This is a genomic window from Neochlamydia sp. EPS4 (genome assembly GCF_000813665.1).
GTDB lineage: Bacteria > Chlamydiota > Chlamydiia > Chlamydiales > Parachlamydiaceae > Neochlamydia.
In genome coordinates this window covers 1-12,558 of sequence record NZ_JSDQ01000010.1, presented here as the reverse complement: position 1 = coordinate 12,558, position 12,558 = coordinate 1, and the positions used below count along the sequence as shown (strand labels likewise).

At 37.8% G+C, this 12,558-nt stretch carries 9 protein-coding genes and 2 pseudogenes; 5 read left to right on the top strand and 6 right to left on the bottom strand.

From position 1 onward, the window contains the following. The 3 genes and pseudogenes from DB42_RS01260 to DB42_RS01250 form a co-directional block, all read left to right on the top strand. Positions 1-237: leucine-rich repeat domain-containing protein (locus DB42_RS01260; RefSeq protein WP_193365263.1), on the top strand; the 237-nt coding region annotated here is incomplete at its 5' end. A 541-nt stretch (positions 238-778) separates the two neighbouring features. After that, complete coding sequence (locus tag DB42_RS01255; protein WP_202965054.1) at positions 779-2,263, top strand: leucine-rich repeat domain-containing protein; 1,485 nt, start codon at positions 779-781, stop codon at positions 2,261-2,263. A gap of 561 nt (positions 2,264-2,824) precedes the next feature. After that, positions 2,825-3,028, top strand: a pseudogene (locus DB42_RS01250) (IS982 family transposase); the annotation flags it as partial. 114 nt (positions 3,029-3,142) lie between these two features. On the opposite strand, the gene DB42_RS01245 reads toward DB42_RS01250, so the two are convergent. Continuing rightward, positions 3,143-4,207 carry a hypothetical protein gene (locus DB42_RS01245; RefSeq protein ID WP_155117361.1) on the bottom strand — a complete coding sequence of 355 codons (1,065 nt, stop codon included), beginning with the start codon at positions 4,205-4,207 and terminating at the stop codon, positions 3,143-3,145. A 151-nt stretch (positions 4,208-4,358) separates the two neighbouring features. Then, complete coding sequence (locus DB42_RS01240; protein WP_044881378.1) at positions 4,359-5,558, bottom strand: hypothetical protein; 1,200 nt, start codon at positions 5,556-5,558, stop codon at positions 4,359-4,361. 650 nt (positions 5,559-6,208) lie between these two features. On the opposite strand from DB42_RS01240, the gene DB42_RS11085 reads away from it, so the two are divergent. Further along, positions 6,209-6,352 carry a transposase gene (locus DB42_RS11085; RefSeq protein ID WP_145987374.1) on the top strand — a complete coding sequence of 48 codons (144 nt, stop codon included), beginning with the start codon at positions 6,209-6,211 and terminating at the stop codon, positions 6,350-6,352. Between the two features lie 12 nt (positions 6,353-6,364). Next, positions 6,365-6,538, top strand: a pseudogene (locus DB42_RS11755) (IS5/IS1182 family transposase); the annotation flags it as partial. Between the two features lie 1,393 nt (positions 6,539-7,931). On the opposite strand, the gene DB42_RS10170 reads toward DB42_RS11755, so the two are convergent. The 4 genes from DB42_RS10170 to DB42_RS01205 form a co-directional block, all read right to left on the bottom strand. Then, positions 7,932-9,497, bottom strand: a complete 1,566-nt coding sequence (locus DB42_RS10170; protein ID WP_052435878.1) for a serine/threonine-protein kinase — start codon at positions 9,495-9,497, stop codon at positions 7,932-7,934. A gap of 91 nt (positions 9,498-9,588) precedes the next feature. Beyond that, positions 9,589-10,911 (bottom strand): type III secretion system cytoplasmic ring protein SctQ, encoded by a 1,323-nt coding sequence (sctQ, locus tag DB42_RS01215; RefSeq protein WP_052435877.1) that lies wholly within the window; start codon positions 10,909-10,911, stop codon positions 9,589-9,591. Between the two features lie 352 nt (positions 10,912-11,263). Beyond that, complete coding sequence (locus tag DB42_RS10165) at positions 11,264-12,238, bottom strand: hypothetical protein (protein WP_052435876.1); 975 nt, start codon at positions 12,236-12,238, stop codon at positions 11,264-11,266. 55 nt (positions 12,239-12,293) lie between these two features. Next, entirely contained in the window at positions 12,294-12,533 is a 240-nt protein-coding gene (locus DB42_RS01205) for a lysozyme inhibitor LprI family protein (protein ID WP_255359347.1), read from the bottom strand. Positions 12,534-12,558: the final 25 nt, after the last annotated feature.

Genomic DNA, 12,558 nt, shown 5'->3' with positions numbered 1-12,558 from the left:
ACAGAAATTGGGCAGCTGTCTGAGCTGCAAACGCTTTACTTAAATCAAAACCAGCTCACTAGTCTTCCTGCGGAAATTGAGCAGCTGTCTAAGCTGCAACTGCTTGGCTTAAATCAAAACCAGCTCACCAGCCTTCCTAAAAAAATAGAGCGGTTGTCTGATCTGCACACGCTTGAATTAGCGGAAACTCCTTTGAAAGATATTGCAGAAAAAATAAGGCAGCGTTTTCAATTGTAGAATAGACTTAAATACTTTTTAAATGGGGATGGGGGCTAAAATGAAATAAAAAACTTTTAGCCATCTTATCTTTAAACAAGTAATCAGCTTTTCTTCCGGCAACTAAGCAAGTCTAAAATGACCTACACATTATAATGACAAGAAGCTTTTCTCTTTTTCTGCAGATTGCTATGCTGGGAGAACAACTTTTCTTGATAGGAAGAAGCTAGGCGTATTGTATTTCATCATTCGGTAAAAGAATTAAAACATTACGCCAAAAAAAGCCGTTTTTCTCAAATAAGGCAAAGAATCAATCTTATTCTTTTAGCCAAACCAGAATTGCCGCGTCACTTAATCGTCAAAACCTGTGGCTGCTCCTAAATGCTTGAAAGGTCTCCCCCTTTTCCTTGAATCTATCTGAAAAAAAAATGCGGGTAGATTATCTGTGAGTGGTTTTTCATTGGTAAGAGCACGAATTCGTTTGACTTGCTTTTTTAATTTTTTTATACTGCCTTTAAAAAATAAAAATGCTGAAAAAGTTATCACTACCCAAGGAAATAAAATGCACCCTATCTCATCGACATCTATTGAAAGCTTGCCCAATGAATTGCTGCTCCCTATCTTGGAGGCTTGCGCAGTTCCTTCCTTATTTAGCGTCTGTAAAAGATGGCATCATTTGCTGGCTTCTGAAGTCATGCCCCCTCTTTATAAGCAAATAGGTAAAGTGCATGTTCCTCAAGGAAATGTTAAGAAGCAGGCTCTTATTGTAGATAGGATTTATAAGCTAGAAGAAAAACTTTCTGAAGCAGCAAAGATAAATGCAATCTTTAGGCAAATCTTTACTTTGGCTAGATCTCTTTCACCTCTAGAATTAGAATTTAAATGGATAACCGAGCAAAAAAGATATTTTACTCTGACTAATTACTCCTCTTATCTTGTAAATATTAATCGCCTTTTAGTTTGGAAAAAACTTCCTGGTGGGGAAGAATACTTGAGCCGAGAAGCAATCAAATATTTGCCTCTAGAAAAAAAAGGAAAGCTATTTAGAGATTGGATTGAAGAAAATTGTAAAAACCTCACGGCCTTAGATTTATCTAAAGCAGGCTTGACTTGCTTACCCCCAGAAATAGGCCAATTGTCTAAGCTGACACGGCTTTACTTAAATCAAAACCAGCTCACCAGCCTTCCTGCAGAAATCCAACAGCTATCTCAGCTGCAATGGCTTTACTTAAATGAAAACCAGCTCACCACTCTGCCTACAGAAATTGGGCAGCTGTCTCAGCTGGAAGCGCTTATCTTAAACTTCAACCAGCTCACCAGTCTGCCTGCAGAAATTGGGCAGCTGTCTAAGCTGCGAACGCTTGTTTTAAATCAAAACCAGCTCACCAGCCTGCCTACAGAAATTGGGCAGCTGTCTGAGCTGCAAACGCTTAAATTAAATCAAAACCAGCTCACCAGTCTGCCTGCAGAAATTGGGCAATTGCCTCAGCTGCTAGATCTTGATTTAAGCCAAAACCAGCTCACCGCTCTGCCTACAGAAATCGGGCAGCTGTCTCAGCTGCAATGGCTTGAATTAAATCAAAACCAACTCACCAGCCTTCCTGCAGAAATCGGGCAGCTGTCTCAGCTACAATTGCTTTACTTAAATCAAAACCAGCTTACCAGTCTGCCTGCAGAAATAGGTCAATTGTCTCAGCTGCAAACGCTTTACTTAAATCAAAACCAGCTCACCGCTCTGCCTATAGAAATTGGGCAGCTGTCTGATCTGCAAACGCTTGACTTAAATCAAAACCAGCTCACCAGCCTACCTGTAGAAATCGGGCAGTTGTCTCAGCTGAAATGGCTTAACTTAAGCCAAAACCAGCTCACCGCTCTGCCTGCAGAAATAGGTCAATTGTCTCAGCTGCAAAGGCTTTACTTAAATCAAAACCAGCTCACCGCTCTGCCTGCAGAAATTGGGCAGCTGTCTGATCTGCAAACGCTTGAATTAGCGGAAAATCCTTTGAAAGATATCGCCGTAAAAATAAGGCAGCGTTTTCAATTGTAAAATGGCTTTAGGTACTTTTTAAATTGGGATGGGCTAAAATGAAATAAAAAACTTTTAGCTATCTTATCTTTAAAGAAGCAATCCGCTTTTCTTCCCGTAACTAAGCAAGCTTAAACTAACCTACACATTATAACGGCAAGAAGTTTTTCTCTTTTTCTGCAGGGTGTTATAGCTGGGAGAACAACTTTTCTTGACAGGAAGAAGCTAGGCGTATTGTATTCCATCATGCAGTAGAAGAATTAAAACAAGGCACCAAAAAGAGCCGTTTTTCTTAAATAAGGCAAAGAATCAATCTTATTCTTTTAGCCAAACCAGAATTGCCGCGTCACTTAATCGTCAAAACCTGTGGCTGCTCCTAAATGCTTAGAAGGTCTCCGCCTTTTCCTTGAATTTATCTGAAAAAAAAGCGCTGTTAGATCATTTGTGAGTTTTTTTTCATTGATAAGGATGCGAATTCGTTTGATTTGCTTTTTTAATTTTTTATATTGTTTTTAAAGAATAAAAATGCTGAAAAGCCATCACATCACTACCCAAGGAAATAAAATCCATCCTATCTCTTCAGCCTCTATTGAAAGCGTTAACAATAAATTGAAAAATTCTTGTCAAATCGAACACCATCGACATTGCAGCCCTTGGAATTTTTTTGCCAATCTAATCAGCGGAATAGTGGCCTATGCTTATGAACCCTGTAAGCCCTGCATTCAATTTACTTCTGCGGAAAAACAAAAGTTAATGAGTTGGGTTACAGTTCAAGGCATGATTTGAAACAGCTTTAAATTGTTTTCTTATCCGATAACTCGCGTTAAATAAGTTTAACAATTTAAGCACCCATCAAAAGTTTGAAAAAAGGCAAAGAAAGCTTTGCCTCTTTTCATGCCGTTATACCAAGGTAGCCTTTATAGCAAAAAAACTAGTTAAACCGACTGAAACTATAGTAGCCAAGCAGGCTGAGCGTGTAAAAAATTCTGTAACCTTTAAAGCAGTATGTTTCCATGTTCCCATCTTATATTTTAATGCACCCAACCATCCGGGACTTTTTAAGGCTTCACTTCCTTGCGTTTGCTGGGCTGTAGAGAGAAAAGATGTTTCTCCCCTTGCAGCTATTTCTTCTGCATTCAAGCTAGAATCTTCCAGCTGTTCAGCAAATTCTTGAGGGCTTTGCGAATTTAATGCCTTATTTTCATCAGATTCGCGTTGTATTTCATCCTCCCAATCTTGCATATATTGCTTAGTAATCTCGTTTCTTTTAATAGCAGCTTTTTCATCAATTTCTTTCTCACTTAGATCTGCATCTTGTTGAGGAAGAAGGCCTTCTTCTAGCATGGTATCTAGTTGTCTACTTATTTCTTTAAAGCTTATCTTTAAGCTAGCAAAACTTTTGCTAAGACTTACGCGACCCTCTTCTACGCGCTCTAAATTTCCTCTTATCTGTTGTTGCTCTTGTCTTATTTTTGCCTGATCTTTTGCTATATCTGCTTGATCATTTGCTATTTGATCATGATCTTTTGCTATTTGGGCGTGATCTTCTGCTATTTGGGCGTGATCTTGTTCGATGAGCTTGAAAGCTTTTTTTAGCTCGGCTTGCTGGTTCCTTATTAATTTAAAGTCTTTTTTAAGCTGCAGTTGCGCTTGTATAAGCTTGGAAGAATTTTCATTTGAGGCCGTCAGGTTCTCTAGGGTTATATCCAGTATAGCTGTTACTTCTTCTACCTCTATGCGCCTTTGCTTGAATTCTCTACTTAATTCTGAGTGTTGCAAATGCACAATGTTGCTTAGCCTAATTCGTTCATTTTCCATCTGTCGAATGTCCATTGCAAACATTTGGTCTATTACATTCTGGATGGCTGCATCCTGCTCCAATTGAGCTATTTTTGCATTAACTTGTATAGTTTGTTCTCGCAAGAGGGGAACTGGATTATCTAAAGGAATTTCTTTAACTACCATATTGTTAACCCTTATGTTATGTTTAATAAGCTGGTTATCCATTCTATAGCTTTAGAAGCTAAGTTTTCTCTTTAGCTTCTATGTACACGAAAAATTGGGCCGGTAAGCTTAACTTCTTAATCAATATTAAAAATAGCTGTTTGCTTGCAATTTATACTACTTTTGCAAATCCTAAAGAAAGTAGGCACAGTGTGGATCTCCCTAGCCTGCTAAAGTAAGCACTAACGCCACTTTCATCTTTTTTTTCCTGCATTTTCTTTAAGATTGTTTCAATATTAGAAGTTGCTTTTATACCTAGTTCTTTGCATATCAAGGGTTGGTACCTTCTAAAATCTAGATAATCATTTAAAATCCCGTTCAATATTTCTAATACATCCTCGGGTTGATAATCCTTCTTTAACAGATTTGTAATAACCAGCTTATTCCCTAAAATTTTAAGCTTATTAGGAATAACGATTGCTTTGTTGATTGCCCTTAAAATTGAATCGCAGCTTACCCCTCTTTGTAATCCCAGCGTACTTTCAATGCGCATTAGAGTAGCTTGTAGTTCTTTGTTTTTTTTCTTTAAATTTTCGTTAATTTCAAAGATCTGCCTAATAGCTTCGGTTAGGGGAGTGTCGGGATTTACTTTCAGGCCTCCATCTATCATTAATTTTAATATTTTTGGCGGAAGAGTAGGTGTTTCTTGTGCCTGTTGGGTTAGCAAGGTCATTTGTTGGTGTAGTCGCCCTTCTAGGTCCCTAAGCTGCTCATTTTCTTTTACCAAAGTTTGAAATTTATCCTCAATCGCTTGAACTTTAGTGGCCAGACCTTTGTTTTCATTTTCAAGAGCACGTTTGTCATCATTAAGTTCCTGGTTCTTATCTTTAAATATTTGGTTTTCCGCTCTAAGATTAGCGTTATCCTGTTTAAATACATGGTTAGCTTTCGTTAATTTAGCATTATCTTCTTTCAAAGAGCGATTTTCTTGGGAAAGATTTTCCTTGTCTGTCGTTAAAGCTTGGACAGCTTCTCCGAATTGTTCGTTTGCCTGTAAGGCTAGCTGCATGACAGCTTGAGTTTTGCTGGTTTTATTTTTCCATTTTTGCGCTTCTTGCTTTAAATCTTTATTTTCAGTCGTAAGAATTATATTATCACTCTTTAACTTTATAATGGTTGCCATGAATAATTGATTTTGTTCGCACAGCGTTTTCAAGTGCTGCTCATGGCGTTCATTTTTAATCAAAATAGCTTTAGCAAGGTTATCAACTTTTTCATTAAAATTGTTGGTTTGATTTTCTAGAGTTAGGATTTTTCTAGCTAAAGCATTAAAGTCAGTTTCTAATAGCTCCTTTGAATCTAAATTAATCATACAAGCTCCTTAAGTTAAATCAAAAATAGTTAAAAGGCTTCATAAAGAAAGACTTACCCTTAATGAATATTTTATTTATTCATTTAGATCAAGGAGAATTTTCATAGAAAAGTGAAGTTTTTTCTCTCTAATTAATTTGTAGTTTATTGAACTTGTTCTTAATAACAAAAAATAGTTGTTATAGAATTGGCGAATTATTAGATACTTAATAATAAACTTAAAAATAAGTTTAACTATCCATGTAACTATTCATGTAGCTATTTAGGACCTTTCATTTGCCTAGAAAATTTTGAAAATCTGCAAAAAAACTTTTCTTTTAATAAAAAATCTATTTTTTTTTGAGATATGTCTATAAAGCCAGTAAAACCAATTGCAATTACGGCGGATGTTTTTACATCCCTTCCTTAAGAAGTCCAAGCTTACATTAGCTCAATATGGTTTAAAGCATTTTCGCCCTCAGTTAGGATTTAGGAACGTTTTTTTATCAAAATTTCTATACTTTCTTTACAAGTAAATCCATATAAAGTTCTTAATTTCTTGCAAAGTTCACTATGAAACCCAATAAGCTAAACAATCAACAGGGTCTTATTTTTAAATTCCGCTTTAGCAATGAGCTTAACTAGAAACATCTTCTCGTCCAGCTATCCAAGTTGATTGAATGGAAGCGGCTGGAAGAAGAGTTTGATAAGCTGTTTGTAAAAAATGTAGGCCAACCAGCTAAGCCTGTAAGGCTAGTTGTAGGGCTCTTTATCTTGCAGCACATGGATGGAATTTCTGATGAAAAGGTGGTGTAGCGATGGGTAGAAAATCCTTACCGGCAATATTTTTGTGGATATGATCATTTCCAGCATGAGCTGCCTATCCATCCTACTTTTTTAATTAAATGGAGTTCTAGGTTAGGAGAAGCTAGGTTTAGCAAGATTTTACAAGGAACGATTGCAGCAGCTGTTTTGAGCGGTGCAGTGAAAAAAAAGCCTTAAAAAAAGTCATTGCCGATACAACAGCGATGCCTAAAGCTATCGCTTTTCCTACCGATGCCAAGCTTTGCTTTAAGTCTATTCAAGCATTTGTAAAAATGGCTGATAATCACCCAATCACTTTGCAATAAACCTATAAGAAGCTAGCTAAAACAGCTTTGCGCATGCGTGCTCGCTTAAAGCCTATGACCGCCAAATGAAAAGAGCTAAAAGAGAAAAAAAAGGCTGCCTACTCACTTGGGAAGAGTAATACGGGGTTTTGAGGGAAAGACAGGAGAGCAAGCCTTTGAGCCAGAAAGCTCTTTTTTAGAAAGTATCAAGCGTATTTATGCTCAACAAAGAAATGATTCACGTAAAGTGTAGAGCCTGCATGAGCCCCATGTGGAATGTATTGCTAAAGGTGAAATTGAGAAAAGATATGAATTTGGCTGCAAGGCTGCGCTAGTGATTACCCCTCAAGAAGGTTAGCTTTAGATGTCAGAGCCCTCCATGGCAACCCTTACGATGGGCACACGCTTGAAGAAGCTATTAGGAAAGCTGAAAGCAATAGTGACAAAAACATCGAAGTAGTTTTTGTCGATAAAGGCTATCGAGGTCAGACGCTAGAAGGTAAAACTATATTTATTTCTGGGCAAAGAAAAGGCCTAACTCAGTAGATCAAACCTTAAGCTAAAAAGACGGCAAGCGATAGAACCTCATATCGGCCACATGAAGAATGATGGCAAACGGGGATGTAATTATCTTAAAAGCCGCTTAATAGGTTGTCTTAAAGCCATTTTATGTGGAATTGGCCATTACATGCGTTTAATTAACAACTGGCTAATTGCTCAGAATTCTCCCAAACGTCTTTATTCAGGCTATAAAAGCTCGTTTTCTTTTTTAATTGATTGCTTCATTATCCTATCTGGAAGGCTACCTGCTACTTTAAAACTCTTAATTTTTAGCCAATTTTCATAATCATCAACAAAAATTCTTGGGTTTGCAGTTTTTTAGCTTAGTACGGAAAGAAACTTCGCAATTTTCTTTCTAAAATGGATGCAATGAAGAAATTTTTTAGGTTAATTCAGCTCGAACTAAGTAGAGAAATAGCTTTCAGAAGAGGGGGTAGGCTTAGTTTTTTAAGCGCATAATATTATGCCCAGAGCTGTATTAGGCCATGCTGGAGCTATTGGCTAGAAGGGTTTTACTGGCGATGAAAAGCATCAAGCGAGTGACTATAATTTTCATGATCAAAGACCCAGCATGATATATGCATGATTACCCCTCTAGTACTAATAGGGCTAATGCAGGAGAGAATTTAAAAATAAGCGAGCGAGCGTAAAAGGATGAGGGCATAGCTCAGTGCTTTTTCTTAAACTTAAAAGCTTCTTAAATTAAATCTTAAACTTTAGCCTAGTTAGGCTAGAGACTGTATAGCAATGAAGGTAATTGCTTTTTCTGATAAAATTTTATGCATGGCTCTTTTTCTTCGTAGAAAAATTTCCATCCATAAAGGAGGGGTTAGCTTTTCTGCTGATTGCCAAATTTCCAACAACTCCTTCTCCGACATTTCCAGATTGGTATTACTTAATATATAAGAATCATTAGATTTCCAATCGACTTGCTGAATTTGGAATTGCGAATGGGGATCACTCCCTAAGGGCGGATTTTCGCAAATGACTTTAAAAGGCGTTTTATGATGGGGTCGAGCCCATAAATAGCTATGGCCACAAATTAAATATTGCACCTTATTTTGCTGCGTATCAATCGTTAAGTAATTAAATTTAAGGCTTTTATCCAAACCGTCTTCGATGATGAGCTGGTTAAGGAGATAAGCTAATTCTTTAAGGTCAGTTACTCTTTTGTAAAGAGCTTTTAGCATACCACGAAAAATAGAGCAAACCACCATGCCATCGGAGTAGTTTAAGGAAGATTCGGCAAAAGCAATGCCGTACGAACCTGGATTTATTTCGAGAAAATCGTAATACACTCCTGCAATAGCATGGGTGTTAGAGGCTGTAACTTTGACGTGCACGCCGTTCCATTGGGGGGCTTTATCATGACTTAGGACTGCTTGGGTGCGACGTAAGCTTTCTGATAATTCGCTCAAGTAATCTTTAACGATTTTATCTTTCTCAAAGCTCTCAGAATTTAGATAACCAGATACAGCAGCAATAAAATCTACAATATCTTGGTATCTGTCCCTAACTTCTGGTTGCAAAGCTTTCACAAGAATTTTTTGCATGCCTTTGGGCATTAAAGAAAGATGAATATGCCCCTGGCTAAGTTTGCCTAGCATAAGTTCATAAGCAATAATACCTAATGAATATATATCTGAAGGAAAAGAGACTGAGTCGGGATGCTGCTGCTGCTCAGGGCTCATATAGATAGGTGTGCCTATCATTCTTGGCTGTTTAGAAATATCGGAAGAAGATTCTTTAAGAAGTTGGGCGATGCCAAAGTCTATCACTTTGATGACATCAGATTCAGTCACTAGGATATTTTCAGGCTTTAAATCTCGATGAATAACCCCATGGGTATGAAGATGACAAAGTGCATAGGAAATATCTATGATAATTTCTAACGCTCTTCTAAGAGATATAGGGGTTTGCAAGATGTATTGGCGCAAAGAAATACCTTGGATGAATTCCATGGCGATGTAAAGCCCTCCAGCCCATTTACCTTGCCCATACAGCTTGACAATGTTAGGATGATCTGCCAAGGCTATAATCTCAGCTTCTTTTAGAAAACGTTCAACAATTTCGGGATTAGAAACAAATTTAGGAGAAAGAACTTTGATAGTTGTAGGTTCATTGGTTTCAGGATGCGTGCCTAAATAAAGGATGCTCATTCCTCCTTTTTCTAAAAGTGCTTCAATCTTGTAAGGACCGATTTTTTTAGGAAGGGGGAGGGATAGAAAACTTTCTTTATCCGATGGCACGGCAGGTAGGGTAGGGCGTTGATGGGATTCAGAAGCAGTCATAAGATAGAATCAAGCCTACATTTTTATTTTCTCAAAAATTATGAGAGCTATACAGGCAAAATAAATTTTCTCCTTTGCAGGGCAGGGCGGTTTAGCTAATATCTAGAATTCTTACGCCTAAGGCTTCACCTAGCCTAATCAATTCACCTTTGGCAATACGTCTTCCATTGACGACCAGGTCGACACCGTTTTCAGGATGAACATCTAGCTCCAACAAATTGCCTGGCTGCAGTTCAAGCATTTTTTTCACCGACATTTGCAGACGGCCTACTTCGATGATAATAGATAAAGGAATCTCATCAATTTTGATCGACGTTTCTGTGGGTATCACGGCGGAAGATTCTTCTTCTGAAGAGGTAAGCTCTTCTTCTATTTCTCTATCTTTAAGTTTCTCGTCGGGGGCCAGGTTAGATGCTTCTTCAGACTCATCTTCTGCTTCCATTTCTGAGTCAAAATCGGATTCCATGTCAGATTCCATTTCAGAATCAAATTCTAATTCTGACTCAAAATCTAAAGATGAATCATCCTGTTCTTCGGAGGGAATTTTACTCATAAAGGTCTCTTCCTCTTGATAATACAATGGGTGGTCCAAGATTTTAATATTTCCGTCTTTAATTTTTCCAATAAAAAAAGGGATTCCATTGACAGTAAGGGTAATACGCCCACCTTTATCATCATAAGGTTTTACTGTGCAAGAATCCAGAAGAATAAAATCTCCTTTTCTAACGGTTTTCCATTCTGATGGATGGATAGAGGTTCTGCCTGCTTCTATATGCACAGGAATTGTCAGTTGTTCGGCCAGCGATGCATGCAGAGGAAGTTCTAGAGAACGCTCGGCATATTTTTCTTTCCAAGAACGACGGAAGGTAGGTGAGACAATCATACGTCCTATTAAAGTCTTTCCCCGCAGTTGAATTTTGATGTCCATGCAAAGGGAATCTTCTATCGGCATGCTACTTTCTTGTAGAATCTGTGGGGAAAGAGATTGATCGAAAGGAAGCTTATTGATTAAGTGTATCACCTCGTAGGCAGCAAAGTAGTAAAAACCTTGCAGGAATTCATCTTCGAGTACATCGTGCTCATGGCAATCCTCGTTAAGGAGGAGAGATATCAAACGATAGATATCTTCTGCTGCCATTACCCAGGTCAATTGACCTTCTAGAGAGGGAATCGAGCAAGAGAGGGGGATAACTGGACCCATTCCGGCGCCTAGCTCGTCTTTTGTACGCCATTGAAAAGGAGTGGGTTCTATTTTAAAATCTGGGATCTGAAAAATTTCTTCCAACCCTTTAGATAAATCTTCCCAAGGAAAAGGAGGGGATGATCCAATAAGCGGGATTTCATCGAGTTGCAAAAGAGCGGTAGGAATTTGTTTAAGCCAATCGTATGGCATAGAAGCTTTAGGGGAAGTCACGCGCACGCCTTCATAAAATGTTATAGACCTCTTTATAATGACATAAAAGGAGCCGAGATTGTCAATGCAAAAGTACAATTTTAAAAATTCTAATCTTTCTTAGCAAAGTACCTAATAAATATTAGACTTTTTAAAAACTGTAAGCCCTATGAGATAAGGTTTTTTAAAGATTTGCATTTTAATATTTATAGCTATTTTTAACTTAATTCTACTCCTCTTTATCAAGGATAGGGGCGTCTATTTTAACCAATTTTTCAACAAGTAAGTTTTTAGAAGAAAAAGGTTTTACCCTAGTCAGTAGGAGCTGGCCCAAGCAGTTTATCTTTTTAGCTCTCGTAAGAATTCGCAATCATTAACTTTCTTCATCTTCTTTTTGTTTTCTATTGTCTTGCCGTTTTTGCTGCTCCTCTTGCTGGCCATCGCGTGGGGGTTGCTGAGGTGCCGCAGGATTAAATGGAGGAGTTTCAATTTGGGTAGTAGCCACTACCATATGGACAGTATATCCTTTTTCATTTAAGGATGAAAGCAAGGATTGTTGATTTTGTTGCATATCCATGAATGATTTTGCACCCTGGGTGAGATTTTCAAAGCGAATATTGAATTCTCCTTTAGCACTTTCATAGGAAGTGAGCACCAGATTGGCACCTGCAAACATAGGAGGATGCTTTAAAGTAACGATGGTATCCGTCTTGCCTTGGCTATCTATTGTAGTGATAGCTTTCACAATAGCATCTATTAGCTGTTGCGTGGTCAGCTTTTGAGAAGGCATATTTGTTTCTAAGTTTTGATTATGAGACTGAGAACTAGAGCTTACATTCAAAGCTAGAGGGTTAACATGAGATAAATCCCCTGCCTCTTGGGAAAAGCGTATGGATTTTTTGTCTTCATAAGCTTCTACCTTATCTTTAGGAGATTCTTCCCACATTCCTTCCCCTGTTTTAGACCGCGAAGCTTTTTCTTTTAATGCTAAGTTTTTATAGAGTCCATTAGGGGATTCCATAGGAAGTTCGTCTGAAGAGACCATTTTAGCTACTTCGGAAGTCTCGCTCTCATTTTTCTTTTTCACTACTTCTTTAGAAAGATCAAACAGGGAGGGCTGTTTTGGACTAGGTATTTCTTCGGCGAGAAAAAGAGCTTCTGTTTCAAAAGAAGGATCTACAGTTTTTGCTTTTTTAGAATCTTCTTCTTCCTCTTTTTGGCGACGTTCCTTTTCGCCAAGAACCTTTTGGAAATCGCGAGAGGAAGCGCCTGAAGGCTTAGAGTTTGAGGCGCGACTAATAGTGACATTATCTTTATTCTGATCGCCTGTAATTTTAAAGTTATACATATTAGCTAACTCCTTTTCTGTCTTTTTCACTGCCCATCAGACAGAAATTAATTTTTTATTGTTTTGAAGCTTTTGTGGATTGCATTCTACCCAAGAACATGGTGCTTCCTAATTCATCTTGCTCACGTGCTTCTATAATTTCTAATTCTTTAGCTCTTTCTTTTGTCCAGTCTTCTTGATGAGTTTTGAGCTTATCCACTTCTAAACGCTTTCGATCCAATTCTTGTTTAGCTTCCTCTACTTTTTTTTGAGCCATTTTAACTTGATCTTTTTGATCCTTAACTTTTTCTTCTATCTATAATTTTCCTGCTACTACTTTC